This is a genomic window from Phaeovulum veldkampii DSM 11550 (assembly GCF_003034995.1).
Taxonomy (GTDB): domain Bacteria; phylum Pseudomonadota; class Alphaproteobacteria; order Rhodobacterales; family Rhodobacteraceae; genus Phaeovulum; species Phaeovulum veldkampii.
This window is the reverse complement of record NZ_PZKF01000001.1, coordinates 1-19,389: the sequence shown is the minus strand read 5'-3', so window position 1 is coordinate 19,389 and position 19,389 is coordinate 1. Positions and strand designations below refer to the sequence as shown.

The following is a 19,389-nucleotide window of genomic DNA, read 5'->3' as shown; positions in this document are numbered from 1 at the left end:
GCAATCGGTATACGAAGGTATACCTTCAGGCTGCGCGCGGGGCCTGCGCGCTGATGCGGTGATAGTGATAGACCCGCGCCGGCGGCATGTTCAGCAAGACCTGCGGGCCGCGCCGCACCTCCAGCCCCAGCTCGTGTTGCAGGCCATGCGCCAGCGGCGGGCGTGGGCCATAGGTGAACTGCACGAAAATGCCGCCTGGTTTCAGCGCCTGAAAGGCGGCGCTGAGGATTGCATGTTGCAACTGTTCGTTCATCGACAGCAAGGGCAGCCCGCTGATCACCGCATCCAGCCCCGACAGCCCGGCGGTGCCAATGTCTTGCGCTGGGCGGTTTTCGACCCGCACGCCGGGAAAGCGGCTGTGAAGCCTGCGCGCGAAAACCGGGTTCAGCTCGAACAGGGTGAGGTTTTCGGGGGGCAGGCCACGGTCCAGAATCGCGCGGGTGATGGTGCCGGTTCCGGGGCCGAATTCGGCCACCAGCCCGGTTTGCGGCCCGATCGGTTCCGCCAGCGCGCGCGCCAGATGCCGGGACGACGGGGCAAGGGCCGAAACCTGCGCGGGTTTGCGGATCATCTGGCCCAGAAACAGCCCGAATTCCCTCATCCGACACCTCGATTGCAAAATGTGCTTGTGACAACCGCACCCAAGGGCAACCTTGGGTGACGCAGCGTCACTCAAGCATCATTTGCGGAACTTGTCGAGACTGACCACCTCGGCCTCATGCGGGGTCGGCGCTTCGGCGTCGTCGTCGCCCTCTTCGTCGTCGAAATCGGGGTCTTGCGTTTCAAAGCGCAGGCCAAATTCGACCGAGGGGTCAACAAAGGTGCGCACTGCGTCAAACGGGATCACCAGAGGTTCCGGGCTGTTGCCGAAATTCAGCGTGATCGAAAAGCCCTCGTCGGTGACCACGAGGTTTTCGAACCAGTGCTGAATCACGATGGTCATTTCTTCGGGATAGCGCGCGCGCAGCCAGTCGGCCAGTTGCGCCTCGGGGTGGCGGGTGTCGAAGGTGATGAAGAAGTGGTGATCGCCCGGCAGACCATGTTCTGCGATCCCGCTCAACACCTCCTGGATCAGGCCGCGCATGGCCCGGTGCATCAGATTGCCATAGTCGATCGCGCGCGTCATTGCCCTGTCCTCCCCGGTGCGGCATGCGCCGGTTTGATGCCAGCATAGGCGATTCCGTTCCGAAGGAAAGAGGGGCGGCGCCCCTCAGCCCAGAACCTCGCCCGAGAAGCACAGCGCCATCGTATCGGCGGGCATCAATTCGACCTGTTCAAAAAAGGTGATGTAATCAAAGTGGTTGAATGCTTCGGCGATCTTGCCGCCTTCAAACCGCATCATCACCTGGCCATCGATGCGGACGGGTTTCATCGTCCGCGCGGCCCGCGCCTCGACCACGATCAGCGCCCAGAGCCAGTCGTCCGTCTCGACATGCCGTTCGATCCGCACGACCTGATCGCGCACCAGCCGCAGGATCGCGGGCACAAGGGCGCGAAAATCCTCGGGGCCGACCTGAAGATCACGCATCAACCCGTTGGCAACCGAGTCGGGGTCGAAAAAGGCGTCGATCGCGCCCATATCGCCCTCGATCCAGACCTTCTGATACCAGTCTTGCAGAAATGACAACTTGTCCATCGTGCTTCCCCTTCCAGCGCGTCGGATGTGACGACATGCGCCATCATCGGGCAAAACCCTGAGCGGTTGGTTAACGAGACAGGGGAAGGTGCAGGCTTCTGTTGCCAGGCGCCTGCGAGCCCCGCCTGCCGCGGCTAAGCGACAGGGCTTTAGGTTTCGGTTACCCGAGCTGCTTACGCAGCCAGAGCGACCGGAGCACGGTTGTCGTTGGCAACTGTACTTTTGCACCGATAACGGTGGTAGCTCACCGAGGTAAAGCAAACCCCTTTGGACGTTCGTCGATCCTGTTTCGGCCCCATGATCCCCAACGACGGGATTGATGGTGGAGCCGCCGGGTACCGCCCCCGGGTCCGATCCGCTTATTACGAGCGCGTTTATACCCATAGTCCGGGTCACCCCGGACACAATCAATATAGGGGCGCCCGCGCCCGGCTGCAAGCGGCGCAAAGAGGGCCGTCTGTGCCCTCTTGCTCGTGTCGGGGCAATTTCACCCCCGAGGATCTTTCGACCAACTCGCAAACATCAAGGCGCCCGGCCGCAAGGACCGGGCGCCTGACAGATCGGTCGTGGCTCAGAAGCCCGCCTTGATCTTTTCGAACTCGGCCAGCTGTCGTTCCCGCAGGGCCGGGTCGTTCGGGGTCTGGGCCAGAACCGGCGCGCTGATCTCGTTCAGGCCGATCGACACCAGCTCCTCGTCCGAGATCAGGTCCATCGCCGCGGTGCTGGTGTGGCCATAGCCGATCGCCTCCAGCAGCGCGGGCGCGGCCTCGGGGCGCAGCCAGGAGTTTATGAAGTCATAGGCCTTGTCTTCGCTGCCGGGGCCGTCCTTGAGATTGACGAAGCCGCAGAAGAAGCTTGACGAGCCTTCGGTCGCCTCGCGCTGGAAACCGACGGGGTAGTTTTCGCCCTGAAGTGCGACCACGCCATCGTTCCACGACCAGGCCACCTGCACCGCGCCCGAGGCCATCAACTGGCTCATCTCTGCCGGGTCGGCCCAGTAGGCGGCCACATTCTGGTGGGCCTCGCGCAGCCAAGCGGCGGCGGCGGCGAACTGCTCGTCACTGATCGTGGTCCAGTCGGTCACGCCGGTCGCGAGATAGGCCAAGGCCCAGACGTCATCGGACGAATCGGGCAGCGAAGTGCGGCCTGCGTATTTCGGGTTGGTGAACACCTGCAGCGTGGCCACATCTTCGGCAGGCACTTCTTCGGTGTTGTAGGCCACCGCGGTCGCGCCCCAGTCGGTGGGAATATACCACACGCCCTGATCGTCCTTGAAGATCGGCGAGGCGAGGAACTTGGGGGCGAGCGTGTCAAAGGCGGGGATGCGGCTCACGTCCCAAGGCTCGATCAGCCCGGCGTCGCGGTATTTCGACACCATTTGCGAACAGGGATGGGCGACATCGGCCTTGAACCCCGAGGCGACCTTCTGGAACGCCTCGTCATCGTCGCCGTAGAATGTGTAGGTCGGCGCGTCGCCATGCTTGGCCTTGTAATCGGCGAACAGCCCTTCCACCTCGAAACCGGCCCAGTCGAAGACCAGCAACTCGGGGTCGGCGGCGCGGGCGGTGCCCGACAGGGCAAGGGCAGCGGCAGAGGCCAGCAAAAACGTATGCAGTTTCATGGGCATCCTCTTGGGTCACGGAATAACTGATCCGACGCTAGCCGCGGCTTTGGCGTGCGACAAGAAAAAACGCTCCCGTCTGGTGGGTCTTGACCCCGACGCGGGCTTTGGTGCTTGTGGCATGGGCAGAAGCGAGGGAAGGGGCGCGCGATGACGGAGGAGCCGGTGCGGCTTGATGTGGATTTCGTGCGCGGGCAGTTCCCGGCCTTCGCAGTTGCGGGGTTGCGCGATCAGGCGTTTTTCGAGAATGCGGGCGGCTCTTATGCCTGCGCGCCGGTGATCGACAGGCTGACGCGGTTTTACCGCGAGCGCAAGGTGCAGCCCTATGCGCCCTATGCTGCCGCGCAGGCCGGAGGCGCCGAGATGGACGAGGCCCGCGCCCGCATGGCCGCGATGCTGGGGGTCGATTTCGACGAGGTCAGTTTTGGCCCGTCGACCACCGCCAACACCTACGTTCTGGCGCAGGCCTTCGTGCGCGGGCTGGAACCCGGCGCCGCCATCGTGGTGACCGATCAGGACCACGAGGCCAATTCCGGCCCCTGGCGGCGGCTGGAGAATGAGGGCGTCGATCTGCGCGAATGGCGGATCGACCCGGCAACCGGCAGCCTGAACCCCGCCGATCTGGCCGAGCTGCTGGCCGACGGCCGGGTGCGGCTGGTGTGCTTTCCGCATTGCTCGAACGTCGTGGGCGAGATCAACCCGGTGGCCGAGATCGTGGCCATGGCGCATGACGCCGGGGCCTTTGCCTGCGTCGATGGGGTCAGCTACGCGCCCCATGGCCTGCCAGACGTGGGGGCGCTGGGCGCCGATATCTATCTGTTTTCCGCCTACAAGGTCTATGGTCCGCATCAGGGCGTGATGGTGATCCGGCGCGAACTGGGGGGGAAACTGCCCAATCAGGCGCATTGGTTCAACGGCGATGTGATGTTCAAACGGTTTACCCCCGCTGGGCCTGATCACGCGCAGATTGCCGCCTGCGCCGGGATCGCCGATTATCTGGATGCGCTCCACGATCACCACTTCGCGCCCGAGCCTCAGGCGCGAGCGCGCGCCGCGCGCGTGCATCACCTGATGCGCACGCATGAGGAACGGCTGATGCAGCCCCTGCTCGATTATCTCTCTGCCCGCAATGATCTGCGGCTGCTCGGCCCGCGCGAGGCCGCCCGCCGCGCCCCCACGTTGGCGCTGGCGCTTGACCGCGCGCCCTTGCCGGTTGCGGCTGCCCTTGCCGATCACGGTATCCTGTGCGGCGCGGGCGATTTCTACGCCCGCCGTCCCTTGCAGGCGCTGGGCCTTGATCCGGCGCGGGGGGTGCTGCGGCTGTCCTTCGTGCATTACACGACCCAGGCCGAGGTTGGCCGCCTGATCGGTGCTCTGGACGAGGTTCTTTGAAGCCTCATCTTTCATCTTGGTACAAATATCCCCGCCGGAGGCTCCCGGTTGTGCCGTGGGAGCCTCCGGCGGGGATATTTTCACCAAGATGAAATTGCAGAAAGGGAATAAGCATGTCCGAGGCTCCCGTCATTGTCTGGTTTCGCCGCGATCTGCGGCTGGCCGACCATCCCGCCCTGACCGCCGCCGAGGCCACAGGGCGGCCGGTGGTGCCGGTGTTCGTGCATGACGAGGTGACGGAGGCACTGGGCGCCGCGCCGGAATGGAGGCTGGGGCAGGGGTTGGCGCGGTTCGGGCAGGCGCTGGAGGCGGCGGGCACGCGCCTGATCCTGCGCCGGGGACGGGCGCTTGAGGTGTTGCGCGATCTGGTGGCCGAGACGGGGGCGGTGGCCGTGTTCTGGTCGCGTGCCTATGACCCCGCCGCAAAGGCGCGCGATATCGAGGTGAAAGCCGCGCTGAAGGGTCTTGGCATCGAGGCGCGCAGCTTTGCCGGTCATCTGCTGTTCGAGCCGTGGGAGGTCGAGACGGGGCAGGGCGGGCCATACCGGGTTTACAGCCCCTATTGGCGCGCGGTGAAGGATCGGCCGGTGGCCGAGGCGTTGCCGCCGCCGGGGCGCCTGCGCCCGCCCGCGGCATGGCCCGCCTCGGATCGGCTGGAGGCTTGGCGGATGGGGGGGGCGATGCGGCGCGGCGCGGCGGTGGTCGCCCGTCACGCTGGCGTCGGCGAGGCCGCTGCGGCGGACCGGCTGGCCGCGTTTCTGGCCCACCGGATCGACGGCTACAAGGAGCAGCGCGACTTCCCTGCGATCCCTGCCACCTCGGGCCTGTCGGAAAACCTGACCTGGGGCGAGATTTCCCCCCGCGTGATCTGGCACGCGGGTCAGCGCGCCATGGCCGCGGGGGCGCGCGGGGCCGAGCATTTCCTGAAGGAACTGGTCTGGCGCGAATTTGCCTGGCACCTGATGCACCATTTCCCCGATCTGGCCCGTGCCAACTGGCGCGCGGACTGGGACGCCTTTCCCTGGCGGGGCGACAGCCCCGAGGCCGAGGCCTGGCGGCGCGGCATGACCGGCGAGCCGTTCGTCGATGCCGCGATGCGGCAAATGTATGTGACCGGCACCATGCACAATCGCGCGCGGATGATCGTGGCCAGTTACCTGACCAAGCATCTGCTGACCGACTGGCGGGTGGGGCTGGACTGGTTCGAGGAGTGCCTGATCGACTGGGATCCGGCCGCCAATGCGATGGGCTGGCAATGGGTGGCGGGCTGCGGCCCCGATGCGGCGCCCTATTTCCGTGTCTTCAACCCGGCGGGACAGGCGGAAAAGTTCGATGTATCAGGCGCTTACCGCCGTGCCTTCATCGCCGAGGGGCAGCGCAACCCGCCCGCAACTGCGCTGGAGTTTTTTGCCGCCTGCCCGGAAAGCTGGCGTTTGTCGCCCGCGCAGCCCTATCCGCGCCCGCTGGTTGATCTGGCCGCGGGGCGGGAACGTGCGCTGGCCGCCTATTCGGCCAGAGAAAAGTGAACCTTTTGTCGCAGTCCTGCGTATCAATCCCAAATCACGGGGAGATCACATGTTCGACATGCATTCCGCGGACCGCCAGGTCCTGACCGCCACCGCAGGCCAGCGCGGGCTGCCGCGCTATTTCGCGCAGGTGTTTCACATCGCGCAGCAGATGCGCACGGGGCAACTGGATTTCGTTCTGCCCGATGGCCGCCGGTTCCGCGCCTCGGGGCACGAGCCGGGCATTTCCGCCACGCTGACGGTGCATGACCCCGACATCTTTGCCCGTCTGATCCGCGAGGGTGATCTGGGTTTTTGCGAGGCCTATCTGGACGAGGGTTGGTCCACCCCTGATCTGATGGCGTTCATGGCGCTGGTTCATGCCGACAATGACGCGCTCTATGACGGGTTTCCGGGGCAGGGCGTGGTGCAGGCGTTTGAAAAGCTGCGGCACTGGTTGCGCGGCAACTCGCGTCGTCAGGCCAAACGCAACATCGCCCATCACTACGATCTGGGCAACGATTTCTACAGCCTCTGGCTTGACCCGAGCATGACCTATTCCTCGGCCTTGTTCACAACCGGCACCGAGACGTTGCAAGAGGCCCAGCGCGCCAAATATGCGGCGCTTGTCGATGCGCTGGGTGTAAAGCCCGGCGATCATGTGCTGGAGGTTGGTTGCGGCTGGGGTGGCTTTGCCGAATATGCCGCCGCCGAACGGGGCCTGCGCGTCACCGGCCTGACCATCAGCAAGGCCCAGCACGATTATGCCGTGGCGCGGATCGCGCGGGCGGGGCTGGCGGACCGGGTGACGATCAAGTTGCAAGATTACCGCGATGAGCGCGGCCAGTATGACGCCATCGCCTCGATCGAGATGTTCGAGGCTGTGGGCGAGAAGTACTGGCCCACCTATTTCGATGCCCTCAGCGCGCGGCTGAAACCCGGTGCGCGGGCCTGCTTGCAGATCATCACCGTGCAGGACCGGCGCTTTGACACTTACCGCAAGAATGTGGATTTCATCCAGAAATACATCTTCCCCGGCGGCATGCTGCCCAGCCCCTCGGCGTTGCGGGCACAAATCGCGCGGGCGGGCCTGCGCGAGGTGGGCGCGATCTGGTTCGGCCCCGATTATGCGCGCACCCTGCGGATCTGGCACGAGACCTTCAACGCCCGCTGGGATGAGGTGGCGGCGATGGGGTTTGATGCGCGCTTCCGGCGCATGTGGAATTTCTACCTTGCCTCTTGCGCGGGCGCCTTCGAGGGCCGAAACTGCGATGTGACCCAGATCACGATCGAAAGGCCCTGACCCCCCATGCCCACCGCCGCAAAGCTGTTTGCCGCCATGGTTCTGGCGGGGGTGGGCGCTCTGGCGGCGTGGTTGGTGCTGGTTCACGCCAGCGACAATCTGCGCGCGGGCTTTTTGCCGGTGCTGGCGGCGGTTGTGGGCATTGTCGGTGGCTGGCGGGTGATCGGCCGACAGGCCGGGCGCGGCTATACCGGGGCGGCGGCGATGGGGTTGCAGGGTGTCATCTATATGGTGTTCTGGGTGCTGGTTCTGGTGTCCACCGCCAAGATGCTGACGCTGGCCTGGTCGCAACGCTACAAATCGCCGATGGAGGCCGTGGTCGATATCTTTGGCCAGGGTATCGGCTATGCCCAGTTGATGAACGTGCCCTCGGTGATCATGGTGCTGATCCTGGGCGGGATGGTGGCTGGCCTTGTTTCCGAATGGGCCGGGCGGCGCTGGCGCTAGATGGTGGATGCGTTTTTCTACGGCACCTTGTGCCACCCGCCGCTTCTGGCCGAGGTGCTGGGGCGCCGCGTTGACCTGATTCCGGCGGTTTTGCCGGGGCATGCGGTGCGCCAGGCGCTGGGGCCTGCGGGGCCGCTGCCCTTTGCGGTGCTGATGTCCGCCGAGGCCGGGTCTGGTGCCGCAGGGGCCGTCGTGCGCGGCCTTGATGCGCAGGATCTTGCGCGGATTGCGTATTACGAGGCGGGCTATACCGCGCAGACGGTCGCGGTGCAGGTCGCTGATGCGCCGGCCATGGCGCGGGCGTGGCTGGCCGAACCGGGGCGCTGGCAACCGGGGGCGCCGTGGTCGCTGGCCGATTGGCAGGGCCGCTGGGCCGCCGTGGCGACCGAGGCCGTGCGCGATTACATGGCGGGCATGGGTCAGATCGCGCCCGATCAGGCGCTGGCGCGCTATCCGATGCTGCTGGTGCGCGCAGCGTCGCGGCTGCGGGCGCGGGATGTGCGGCCAGCTACGCTGCGCCGCGCCGCCAGCCCGCTGGATGTCGCCGTGCAGGACCGCCGCCTTGCCTATGCGCGGTTTTTCGCGGTCGAGGATTACCGCCTGACCCATCGCAGCTTTGATGGCGGGCAAAGCCCGGTGCTGGACCGGGCTGCCTTTGTGTCTTGCGATGCTGTGGTGGTGCTGCCCTATGATCCTGTCACCGACCGGGTTCTGGTGGTGGAACAGTTCCGCACCGGCGCCTTTGCGCGCGGCGACCTGAACCCCTGGCTGATCGAGCCGGTCGCGGGCCGCATCGACGCCGACGAAACCCCCGAGGCCGCCGCCCGCCGCGAGGCCGCCGAAGAGGCGGGCCTGACGCTGGGGCGACTGATCGCAGGCCCCGGCTATTACCCCTCGCCCGGTGCGAAAACCGAATATATCTATAGCTTTGTGGCGCTGGCCGATCTGCCCGATACCGCCGCCCGGCTGGGCGGTATGGCCTGCGAGGGCGAGGATATCCGCGCCCATGTGATCGCCTTCGACCGGCTGATGGCGCTGGTCGAAACCGGCGAGGTGAACAATGCCACGCTGCTGGTTCTGGCGTTGTGGCTGGCCCGGTTGCGTCCTGATCTGCGGCGCGCCTGATCCAGCCGCGCTTTGCCGTTCAGCGACTGCCCGCCGAAACCCGCGCGCGCGGGGCTTGAGCCTGCCCGCCCCCGGCCCTAGTCTGTCCGGCGGCCATAAACGGAGTTCGGAATGACGATTGCAGGCGATCTGGCATCCATGATCGGCAACACGCCGCTGATCCGGCTGCGGCAGGCCAGCGCGGCCACCGGCTGCACCATTCTGGGCAAAGCCGAGTTCATGAACCCCGGCCAGTCGATCAAGGATCGGGCCGCGCTATTCATCATCCGCGATGCGGTGGCGCGCGGCGCGCTGCGCCCCGGCGGCACCATCGTCGAGGGCACGGCAGGCAACACCGGCATCGGGCTGGCGCTGGTTGGCGCCAGCATGGGCTTTCGTGCGGTGATTGTGATCCCCGAAACCCAAAGCCAGGAAAAGAAAGACATGCTCCGCCTGGCCGGGGCCGAACTGGTGCAGGTGCCTGCGGCGCCCTATGCCAACCCCGACAATTACGTTCGCTATTCCGGGCGGCTGGCCGCGGCGTTGGCGCAGACCGAACCTGCGGGCGCGATCTGGGCCAACCAGTTCGACAACCTCGCCAACCGGCAGGCCCATGCCGAGACCACCGGCCCCGAGATCTGGGATCAGACCGGCGGGGCTGTGGATGGCTTTGTCTGCGCGGTGGGCACTGGCGGCACGCTGGCGGGGGTGGCGATGGCGCTGCAACCCAAGGGCGTGAAAATTGCGCTGGCCGATCCCGAGGGCGCGGCGCTGCACAGCTATTACACCACGGGCGTGCTGCACGCCGAGGGCGGCTCGATCACCGAGGGGATCGGGCAGGGCCGTATCACCGCCAATCTGGAGAGTTTGCGCCCCGACATGTCGTTTTGCATCCCCGATTCCGAGGCGCTGCCGGTGCTGTTCGATCTGGCCGCGCACGAGGGGCTGTGCCTTGGCGGCTCGTCCGGTGTCAACGTGGCGGGTGCCATCCGCATGGCGCGCGCGCTGGGGCCGGGGCATACCATTGTCACCATCCTGTGCGATCCGGGCACCCGCTATCAGTCGAAACTCTACAACCCGGCCTTTCTGCGGGCGCATAACCTGCCGGTTCCGGGCTGGCTTGACCCCGGCGCACCGGCGCGGGGCCTGCCCGAGGTTTACGCGCAATGACCCGTGCCATGATGCGCCAGCGGGGCGGGGCCGGGGTGGTTGGCGCGGTGCTGCGTACCCTCGCGATGGTGTGCGTTCTTGTCTTTGTGCTGGCGCTGCCGGGGGCCGCCCAGCAGGCCGAAGAGCCGGATTACAAGGACTGGCAAGCGGTGGCCGGGAAGGTCGAAAAGACGCTGACCGAGGCCCAGACACCCGATACCGAGTTATCGACCCTGCGCGCCGAAATGGTGAAGTGGCGCAACACCTTCACCAATGCGCAGGGCGTCAATGCCGACCAGATCGAGACCGTGCGCGGCCAGGTTGCGGCGCTGGGGACGCCGCCTGCCGAGGGCGAGGCCGAAGACCCTGCAATCGCCAAGCGACGGGCCGAACTGACCGAGACGCTGGCCAGCCTTCAGGCCCCTGGCATTGCCGCGGGCGAGGCGGCGAGCCGGGCCGATGGGCTGATCCGCAACATCGACCGCATCCTGCGCGAGCGGCAGGCCGACAAGCTGTTGCTGCTGTCTCCTTCGCCGCTCAACCCGGTGAATTGGCCCGCCGCGGTGTCGCTGCTGCGCTGGACCGGGGCATGGATCTATGACGAAACCATCTGGCGCTTTACCCGCCCCATCAACTGGGACACCCTGCGCAACAACGCGCCGCTGATCGCGGTTCTGGTGCTGGTGTCGGGGCTGTTGCTGGCCCGCGGCGGGCACTGGATGGGCGGCATTGCCGGCTGGCTTCTGGGCAAGACGCGGATGCGCGGGCGCTATCTGATCATGGGCGTGATGTCGCTGGGGCAGGTGCTGGTGCCGGTTATGGGGGCGGTGCTTCTGGTGACCGCGCTGCGCAGCACATCCCTTTTCGGCCCGATCATGACCCGTCTGTTCGAGATGTTGCCGGGGCTGTTGCTGGTCGTGCTGATGGGCTGGTGGCTGGGTCAGCGGGTGTTTCCCGCGCGCCCCGGTGACCCGACCGTTCTGGCGCTGAACGACGAGCGCGGCACCGAGGGGCGGTTTCATGCCGTGATGCTGGGGCTGGCGCTGGCGCTGCATCTGGTGATCCTGAACTGGATCGCGCCGCGGGCGCAGGATTATCTGGGCGGGGCGGGCAATATCGCCGCCGGCAAGGCCGAAGAGATCGCGCTGCGCGCCGATGCGGCGATGGCGGTGATCTGGGCGCTGTTGCAGATATTCGCGGCGATTTCGCTGTTCCGGCTGGGCCAGTTGCTGCGCAGGCAGGCGCGCGGGCAGCGCGCGACCGATGATGAAACCGCGTTCCGGTTCAAGATTTTCAAATGGCTGGGCAACGGCACCATCCTGATTGCGCTGATCGCGCCGATTTTGGGCTGGATCGGCTATATAAGCGCGGCCAATGCGCTGATCTGGCCTGCGATCAGCACGCTGGGGGTGCTGGCGCTGGTGGCCACCGTGCAGCGGTTCATCGGCGAGTTGTATCTGCTGGCCTCGCAATTGCGCCCCTCCTTCGACGCGGCCGACCCGCCTGCCGACGGGCAGTCCACGGCGGGCGGCAGTCTGGTGCAGGTGCTGGCGGGCTTTGTGCTGCTGCTGGTCGCCTTGCCGGTGCTTGCGCTGATCTGGGGCGCGCGGGTCGAGGATCTGGTCGAGGTCTGGACCCGGTTCCGGGCTGGCGTCTCACTCGGCGGGGTGCGGATTTCACCCAGCAGTTTTGTGACATTCGTCGCCGTGTTCGGGATCGGCTATGCCCTGACGCGGCTGGTGCAGGGGGCGCTGAAGTCTTCGGTCCTGCCCAAGACCCGGATCGACAAGGGCGGACAGAATGCCATCGTTTCGGGGCTGGGCTATCTGGGCATCTTTCTGGCGACGGTGCTTGCCATCACCTCGGCGGGCATCGACCTGTCGTCGCTGGCGATCGTCGCCGGGGCGCTGTCGGTCGGGATCGGCTTTGGTCTTCAGAACATTGTGTCGAACTTTGTGTCCGGCATCATCCTGCTGATCGAGCGGCCGATTTCCGAAGGCGACTGGATCGAGGTTGGCGGCCAGCAGGGGATCGTCAAGTCGATCTCGGTCCGTTCGACCCGGATCGAGACATTCGACCGCACCGACGTGATCATCCCCAATGCCGATTTCGTCAGCGCACAGGTCACGAACTGGACGCGTGGAAATCTGACCGGGCGGGTGATCGTCAAGGTCGGCGTGGCCTATGGCACCGATACGCGCCGCGTCGAAACGATCCTGAAAGAGATTGCCGAGGCGCATCCGCTGGTGATGCTGAACCCGCCGCCGCGTGTGCTGTTCATGGGCTTCGGGGCTGACAGCCTTCAATTCGAAATTCGGGCGTTGCTGTCGGATGTCAACTTTCAGTTGTCGGCGGCGTCGGACATGTACCACGCCATCGCCAGACGCTTTGCCCAGGAGGGGATCGAGATTCCCTTCGCGCAGCGTGACATCTGGCTGCGCAATCCGCAGGCGCTGGCCATGGGCGCAGTGCCGTCGCGGCCCGAAGCGGCCGCCGCAGATGCGCCGGCGGCCGGGACGGGGGCTGCGGTCGTCGCTTCGGCGCGGCCTGCACCCGAACTGATGGACAACCCCGAAACCGAGGACGACAGCCAATGACCGAGACGGTTTTTCGCAACGATCCCTATCTTGCCGAGCTGGCCACGACGGTTCTGGCACATACCGCCGAGGGCGGGGTGATCTGCGCGGGCGCGATCTTTTACCCGACCGGGGGCGGCCAGCCCGGCGATAGCGGGCGGCTGGTCTGGCCCGGTGGCGAGATTGCGATTGCAACCGCGGTCAAGGGCGAAGGGGCGGGCGAGGTGGTGCTGGTGCCCGCCGAACCCGCCGCGTTGCCGCCGGTCGGCGCCGCGGTGGTCCAGCATCTGGACTGGGACCGCCGCCACCGCCACATGCGGGTGCATACCGCGCTGCATCTGCTGTCGGTCGTGATCCCGTTGCCGGTGACGGGCGGGCAGATCGGCAGCGAAAAGGGGCGGCTTGATTTCGACATGCCCGAACCGCCCGCCGATCTGGCCGTGCTGGAGGCTGCGCTGAACGATCTGATCGCCCGCGATCTGGCCGTGACCGAAGACTGGATCACCGATGATGACCTTGCCGCCAACCCCGGTCTGGTCAAAACCATGTCGGTTGCCCCGCCCGTGGGGCAGGGGCGGGTCCGGCTGATCCGGATCGGGCAGGGCGCGGATCAGGTCGATCTGCAACCCTGCGGCGGCACCCATGTGGCCCGCACCGGCGAAATCGGCCGCATCAGCCTTGGCAAGATCGAGAAGAAGGGCCGCCAGAACCGCCGGGTGCATCTGCATCTGGCCTGAGCTTTGGGGGCCTGATCTTCAGGTTCAGGCGTCAGGGTCCGGGTCGCCGGTATCGGGCAGCCCCTCGCGCGACAGCAGCACCGCAACCGGTCGCAGCACCTCGGTTTGCGAGCACAGGATCATTACCGCCACCATGATAGGTACCGCCAGAAACATTCCCGGCAGGCCCCAGACCGCGCCCCAGAATGCCAGAGAAATGATGATGCCGAACGATGACAACCGCAGCGCGTGGCCCATCAGCATCGGGTCGATCACATTGCCGATGGCGAATTGCAGAACGCCCACGCCCCCCAGCACCGCCAGCGCGGCCGAGGCGTCACCGGTCTGCACCTGCACCACCAGCGCCGCCGCCAGCGTGGCAATGATCGACCCCAGCGAGGGGATATAGTTCAGCGCAAAGGTCAGCACCGCCACCGGCAGCGCCAGATCAAAGCCGAACATCACAAAGATCAGATAAACCGCCCCGCCAGTAACCGCGCTGACGCCGGTTTTCACCAACAGATAGCGGTTCACGCGGTGCATGATCGTTTCCACAACCTTGCTTGCGCGTTCGGCCTGTGCGGCATCGCCCATAAGGTTTTGCAGCTTGGTCGCGAACCAGATCCGTTCCGCGAACAGAAAGCCCACGAACAGGATTACCAGCACCGTGGCCGACAGCAGGCCGCTGGCCTGCCCGGCCAGCGCGCGCAGATAGCCCGGCAGTTCGATCGTGCGCATCGAGTTCAGCACCGCCGCCTCGACATCGGCGCCCATCCAGCCGAACAGGTCGGCAATCGCGGTCTGCGCAGGTTCGTAATAGCGCAGCGCCATGCCGACCACCTCGTTGGCCTGCGCCACCAGAACCGCCGCAAGCGACAGCAGCGTGGCCGCAATCAGCATCAGCGCCACCACCGAGGCCAGCCAGACCGGCACCCGCACCGGCCCGATCTGCAGCCGCGCAATCGCCCGGATCGCCTCGGAGGTCAGCGAAAACAGGATGATCGCCACCACCAGCGAAATCAAAATGAACCGACCCTGCGACAGCAGGAACAGCACCAGCACAAAGGCGATGATCCCCAGCAGCAGGTTCTGGATCCGCAGCCCTTGCCGCGCCGAGATCATGTCGCGTCGTCTCCACTCCGGGGGGGGTGGTTCCATCCGGGGGCGTCCTTCCTGATCGGCGTCGGTCAAGGGTTGCATCCGGGCAAAGCTAGCCCTGCCGGTCGGGCATGACAAGCGCCCCCAACGGGCGCGCTGCAAGCGGTTGCCTCTGGCGCCGATCCGGGCAAATCTGCGCCCGCAAGGTCAAGGGGGCCGCCATGATTGTCGAGAATCGGATTTTCGAGGAACTGGCCGTGGGCGAGAGCGCCCAGATGCGGCGTCTGCTGACGGTGGACGATTTCTACATCTTTGCCACCGCATCGGGCAATCACAACCCGATGCATCTGCCCCATGTCGATGGCGACGGCGACGGCCTGCCCGAGGCGGTGGCGCCGGGAATGTTTGTGGGGGCTCTGGTTTCGGCGGTTCTGGGCAATCTGCTGCCCGGCCCCGGCACGCTCTATCGGTCGCAGAGCCTGACCTTTCACAATCGCGCCCATGCGGGCGAGGAATTGCTGGCCCGTGTCACCGTGACCGCCAAGACCTCGGATGGCTGCGTCGGGATGCACACCGAGGTGATCCGCCCCGCCGATGGTACGCTGATCGTGACCGGTGAGGCGGTTGTCGAGGCGCCCCGGCGCAAGATCAGCTATGACGACCACGACCTGCCCGGCCTGATCGTGCAGCGCCACCGCCATTTCGAGGCGCTGCTGGCGCGGGCCGAACCGCTGCCCGCGCTGATCACCGCCGTCGTCTGCCCCGAAGAGGCCAACGCGCTGCAAGGCGCGCTGCTGGCGGCCAGCCACACGCTGATTACGCCCGTTCTGATTGGCAACAGCGCCCGCATTCTGGCCACCGCGGAAGCGCTGGGCGCCGATCTGGCGGGGACCGAGATCATCGAGGCGCCCGATGCCCGCGCCGCTGCCCGCGCCGCGGTCGATCTGGTCAACCGGGGCGGGGCCGGGGCGATCATGAAGGGGCATCTGCACACCGACGATCTGCTGCACCCGATCCTTGACCACGACCACGGCCTGCGCACCGGGCGTCGACTGAGCCATATCTTCGTGATGGATGTGCCGGGGGTGAACCACCCGCTGCTGGTGACGGATGCCGCGATCAACATCGCCCCCGATCTGCTGACCAAGGTCGATATCGTGCAGAACGCGATTGATCTGGCCATTTCCATCGGCATTGCGGTGCCGCGGGTCGGGGTGCTGTCGGCGGTGGAAACGGTGAACCCGGCCATCGCCTCGTCGATCGACGCGGCGCTGTTGTCAAAGATGGCCGAGCGCGGGCAGATCACCGGCGGCATGGTCGATGGACCGCTGGCGATGGACAATGCGGTCGATATCGCCGCCGCGCGCACCAAGGGGCTGCGCTCCGAGGTGGCGGGCCGGGCCGAGGTGCTGGTGGTGCCGGGGATCGACGCGGGCAACATGCTGGCCAAGCAACTGGCATTTATCAGCCATGCCGAGGCGGCGGGCGTGGTGATGGGCGCGCGGGTGCCGATCATCCTGAATTCCCGCTCCGACAGCGCGATGGCGCGGCTGGCGTCCTGCGCCGTGGCGGCGGTGCATCACGCCCGCATCACTGCGGGGGCTGCATGAGCGCGGGGCATATCCTGACGCTGAACGCAGGCTCGTCCTCGCTGAAATTCGGGCTGTTCAGCGCAGATGGCGAAACCTGTCTGGCCCATGGGCTTGCGGACCGGATCGGGCGCGGGGGCACGCTGGGGCTGCATCTGCCGGGCAAATCCGGCCCCGATCTGCCCGCGCTGCCGGGGGCGGCGGCCCTGACCGACCATCACGCCACTGTCGAAGCGATCCTGACGACGCTGGCGCAGGTGTTTCCGGGGCTGGCGGTGCGGGCGGTGGGGCACCGGGTGGTGCATGGCGGCCCCGATTTCACCGCGCCGGTGGTTCTGGATGCGGGGCTTGTCGCGCGGCTTGAGGCGTTTTCCCCCTTTGCTCCGCTGCATCAGCCGCACAATCTGGATGCGGTGCGCGCGGCATTCGCGCATTTTCCCGCGGCGCTTCAGGTGGCGGCCTTTGACACCGCCTTTCACCGCAGCCAGCCCTTTGTGAACGACACCTACGCCCTGCCGCCCGAGTGGTATGCGCGTGGTCTGCGCCGTTATGGCTTTCACGGGCTCAGCTATCAGTTCATCGCGGGCGAACTGGCGCGCACTGCCCCCGATCTGCACGCGGGCCGCGTGGTGGTGGCGCATCTGGGCAACGGCGCCTCTATGTGCGCGATGCGGGGCGGGCGCGGTGTCGCCTCGACGATGGGGTTTTCCACGCTGGACGGTCTGCCGATGGGCACCCGCCCTGGCCAGATCGACCCCGGTGTGCTGCTGTATATGCTGCAACAGCAGGGGATGAGCGTCGCCGAGGTTTCGGATCTGTTGTATCACAACGCGGGGCTGCGCGGCATGTCGGGCCTGTCGAATGACATGCGCACACTGGAGGCCGCCAACACCCCCGCCGCGCGGGCCGCCATCGACTATTTTGTGGGCCGCATCCGGCGCGAACTGGGCGGGCTGGCGGCTGCGCTGGGCGGGCTGGACGGGCTGGTTTTTACCGCGGGTATCGGCGAAAATGCGGCCCGTCTGCGCGCCGAGGTCTGCGCCGGGATGGACTGGTTCGGCCTGACGCTCGACCCCGTCGCCAATGCCGCCCATGCCCGCACAATCAGCATGCCCGGCGCGCGGGTGCAGGTGCTGGTGATCCCCACCAACGAAGAACAGATGATCGCGCGCGCCGCGGTGCAGGCGCTGGCGGGCCAATCGGCGGCTTGACCTCGGGTCTGCCGGATGACATGCCAGAACCCGACCAACCCCAGCCAGACGAAGGTTTCGCCATGCCCGCCTATCGCTCCCGCACCACCACCCACGGCCGCAACATGGCGGGCGCGCGCGGCCTCTGGCGCGCGACCGGCATGAAAGACGGCGATTTCGGCAAGCCGATCATCGCGGTCGTCAACTCGTTCACGCAATTCGTGCCGGGCCATGTGCATTTGAAGGACATGGGCCAACTGGTCGCGCGCGAGATTGAAAAGGCGGGGGGCGTCGCCAAGGAGTTCAACACCATCGCGGTGGATGACGGCATCGCCATGGGCCATGACGGGATGCTGTATTCGTTGCCCTCGCGCGAGCTGATCGCCGACAGCGTGGAATATATGGTCAACGCCCATTGCGCCGATGCGATGGTCTGCATTTCGAACTGTGACAAGATCACGCCGGGGATGCTGATGGCCGCGATGCGGCTGAACATTCCGGCGATTTTCGTGTCGGGCGGCCCGATGGAGGCCGGGAAGGTCATCCTTGCGGGCAAGGAGACGCCGCTCGATCTGGTCGATGCGATGGTGGCGGCGGCCGATGATGCGGTGTCGGATGCCGATGTGACGGCCATCGAACGGTCGGCCTGCCCGACCTGCGGGTCGTGCTCGGGGATGTTCACCGCCAATTCGATGAACTGCCTGACCGAGGCGCTGGGTCTGTCGCTGCCGGGCAACGGCTCGATGCTGGCCACCCATGCCTTCCGCCGCGGGCTGTTCGAAGAGGCGGGGCAACGCATCGTGGGCCTTGCCCGCCGCTGGTATGAGCAGGAAGACGCCAGCGTCCTGCCGCGGTCGATCGCCACCCGCGCGGCGTTTGAAAACGCGATGACGCTGGATATCGCCATGGGCGGGTCGTCGAACACGGTGCTGCACATTCTGGCCGCAGCGGTAGAAGGCGAGGTCGATTTCACCATGGCCGATATCGACGCGCTGTCGCGCAAGGTGCCGGTGCTGTGCAAGGTCGCGCCCGCGAAATCGGATGTGCACATGGAAGATGTGCACCGCGCAGGCGGGATCATGGCGATCCTGGGCCAGTTGGACCGTGCGGGCCTGATCAGGCGCGGCACGCCCACCGTTCATGCCCCCACCCTGGGGGCTGCCATCGACGCCTGGGACATCAGCCGCAACCCCTCGGCCGCGGTGCAGGATTTCTTTCTGGCGGCCCCCGGCGGCGTGCCCACGCAAGAGGCCTTCAGCCAGTCGCGCCTGTGGGACAGCCTTGATACCGACCGCGCCGCAGGTGTGATCCGGTCTGCCGAAACTGCGTTTTCCAGGGACGGCGGGCTGGCGGTGCTGACCGGCAACCTTGCGCCCGATGGCTGCATCGTGAAAACCGCGGGCGTGGATGACAGCATTCTGAAATTCACCGGCCCCGCGCGGGTGTTCGAAAGCCAGGATGACTCGGTCGCGGCGATCCTGACCGGCAAGGTCAGGGCGGGCGACGTGGTGGTGATCCGCTATGAGGGCCCCAAGGGCGGGCCGGGGATGCAGGAGATGCTCTATCCCACCAGCTACCTGAAATCGAAAGGGCTGGGCAAAGCCTGCGCGCTGATCACCGATGGCCGCTTTTCGGGCGGCACTTCGGGGCTTTCGATCGGCCATGTCTCGCCCGAGGCGGCGGCGGGCGGCGCCATCGGCCTGGTGCGCGAGGGCGACCTGATCGAGATCGACATTCCCGCACGCGGCATCCGGTTGCTGGTGGAGGATGGCGAACTGGCCCGCCGCCGCGCCGAACAGGACGCCGCAGGCTGGAAACCCGCCGCCCCGCGCAAGCGCAAGATCACTGCGGCGCTGCGGGCCTATGCGGCGATGGCCACGAGCGCCGACCGGGGCGCAGTGCGTCAGGTTCCCGACGCGGATTAAGCGGCAGGCGGGCCCCCTGCCTGAACGAATCGCAGCGCGCCGCCCCACCGGGCCGGCGCGCTGTTCGCTTTGGCCATGCCACGCTGCGCCGCACGATTTGCCATCACTTGCCAGAAATGCCGGATTTCCCATTGAATA

General features: G+C 66.5%; 16 protein-coding genes and 1 other RNA gene. 11 read left to right on the top strand and 6 right to left on the bottom strand.

The features are described 5' to 3' along the window. Positions 1-25: 25 nt before the first annotated feature. The 5 genes from C5F46_RS00085 to C5F46_RS00065 form a co-directional block, all read right to left on the bottom strand. Complete coding sequence (locus tag C5F46_RS00085; protein WP_107323327.1) at positions 26-601, bottom strand: class I SAM-dependent methyltransferase; 576 nt, start codon at positions 599-601, stop codon at positions 26-28. A 78-nt stretch (positions 602-679) separates the two neighbouring features. Further along, complete coding sequence (locus tag C5F46_RS00080; protein WP_107323326.1) at positions 680-1,126, bottom strand: SspB family protein; 447 nt, start codon at positions 1,124-1,126, stop codon at positions 680-682. Positions 1,127-1,210: 84 nt separating this feature from the next. Next, positions 1,211-1,636 carry an ester cyclase gene (locus tag C5F46_RS00075; RefSeq protein WP_107323325.1) on the bottom strand — a complete coding sequence of 142 codons (426 nt, stop codon included), beginning with the start codon at positions 1,634-1,636 and terminating at the stop codon, positions 1,211-1,213. A gap of 87 nt (positions 1,637-1,723) precedes the next feature. Beyond that, positions 1,724-2,078: a transfer-messenger RNA gene (ssrA, locus tag C5F46_RS00070) on the bottom strand. A 129-nt stretch (positions 2,079-2,207) separates the two neighbouring features. Then, the gene (locus tag C5F46_RS00065; RefSeq protein ID WP_107323324.1) at positions 2,208-3,257 is read right to left on the bottom strand and encodes an ABC transporter substrate-binding protein; all 1,050 of its coding nucleotides are present in this window, start codon (positions 3,255-3,257) and stop codon (positions 2,208-2,210) included. Positions 3,258-3,407: 150 nt separating this feature from the next. Here C5F46_RS00065 and C5F46_RS00060 point away from each other — a divergent pair, with 150 nt between their 5' ends. The 8 genes from C5F46_RS00060 to C5F46_RS00025 all read left to right on the top strand — a co-directional run bounded on the left by C5F46_RS00060 (position 3,408) and on the right by C5F46_RS00025 (position 13,470). Further along, positions 3,408-4,649: an aminotransferase class V-fold PLP-dependent enzyme gene (locus tag C5F46_RS00060; RefSeq protein WP_107323323.1), complete on the top strand. Its 1,242-nt coding sequence runs from the start codon at positions 3,408-3,410 to the stop codon at positions 4,647-4,649. 113 nt (positions 4,650-4,762) lie between these two features. After that, the gene (locus tag C5F46_RS00055; RefSeq protein ID WP_107323322.1) at positions 4,763-6,175 is read left to right on the top strand and encodes a cryptochrome/photolyase family protein; all 1,413 of its coding nucleotides are present in this window, start codon (positions 4,763-4,765) and stop codon (positions 6,173-6,175) included. A 49-nt stretch (positions 6,176-6,224) separates the two neighbouring features. Further along, positions 6,225-7,457: an SAM-dependent methyltransferase gene (locus tag C5F46_RS00050; RefSeq protein ID WP_235820033.1), complete on the top strand. Its 1,233-nt coding sequence runs from the start codon at positions 6,225-6,227 to the stop codon at positions 7,455-7,457. Between the two features lie 6 nt (positions 7,458-7,463). Continuing rightward, positions 7,464-7,904: a TrgA family protein gene (locus C5F46_RS00045; RefSeq protein WP_107323321.1), complete on the top strand. Its 441-nt coding sequence runs from the start codon at positions 7,464-7,466 to the stop codon at positions 7,902-7,904. Next, on the top strand, positions 7,905-9,029 hold the full coding sequence (locus C5F46_RS00040) for an NUDIX domain-containing protein (RefSeq protein WP_107323320.1): 1,125 nt from the start codon (positions 7,905-7,907) through the stop codon (positions 9,027-9,029). A gap of 111 nt (positions 9,030-9,140) precedes the next feature. Beyond that, on the top strand, positions 9,141-10,178 hold the full coding sequence (locus tag C5F46_RS00035; protein WP_107323319.1) for a cysteine synthase A: 1,038 nt from the start codon (positions 9,141-9,143) through the stop codon (positions 10,176-10,178). Beyond that, positions 10,175-12,754, top strand: coding sequence for a mechanosensitive ion channel family protein (locus C5F46_RS00030; RefSeq protein ID WP_107323318.1), 2,580 nt, complete (start codon positions 10,175-10,177; stop codon positions 12,752-12,754). Before C5F46_RS00035 ends, C5F46_RS00030 begins: the two co-directional genes overlap by 4 nt. Next, a complete protein-coding gene (locus tag C5F46_RS00025; RefSeq protein WP_107323317.1) occupies positions 12,751-13,470 on the top strand; it encodes an alanyl-tRNA editing protein in 720 nt (239 codons plus the stop codon). The genes C5F46_RS00030 and C5F46_RS00025 overlap by 4 nt, the downstream gene beginning before the upstream one ends. Positions 13,471-13,494: 24 nt before the next feature. On the opposite strand, the gene C5F46_RS00020 is transcribed toward C5F46_RS00025, so the two are convergent. After that, a complete protein-coding gene (locus C5F46_RS00020; RefSeq protein WP_181317720.1) occupies positions 13,495-14,571 on the bottom strand; it encodes an AI-2E family transporter in 1,077 nt (358 codons plus the stop codon). 197 nt (positions 14,572-14,768) lie between these two features. Here C5F46_RS00020 and C5F46_RS00015 point away from each other — a divergent pair, with 197 nt between their 5' ends. The 3 genes from C5F46_RS00015 (at position 14,769) to ilvD (ending at position 19,251) form a co-directional block, all read left to right on the top strand. Next, positions 14,769-16,157 (top strand): bifunctional enoyl-CoA hydratase/phosphate acetyltransferase, encoded by a 1,389-nt coding sequence (locus tag C5F46_RS00015; RefSeq protein ID WP_107323469.1) that lies wholly within the window; start codon positions 14,769-14,771, stop codon positions 16,155-16,157. Next, entirely contained in the window at positions 16,154-17,347 is a 1,194-nt protein-coding gene (locus tag C5F46_RS00010) for an acetate/propionate family kinase (protein ID WP_107323316.1), read from the top strand. The genes C5F46_RS00015 and C5F46_RS00010 overlap by 4 nt, the downstream gene beginning before the upstream one ends. Positions 17,348-17,409: 62 nt before the next feature. Next, a complete protein-coding gene (gene ilvD, locus C5F46_RS00005) occupies positions 17,410-19,251 on the top strand; it encodes a dihydroxy-acid dehydratase (RefSeq protein ID WP_107323315.1) in 1,842 nt (613 codons plus the stop codon). Positions 19,252-19,389: the final 138 nt, after the last annotated feature.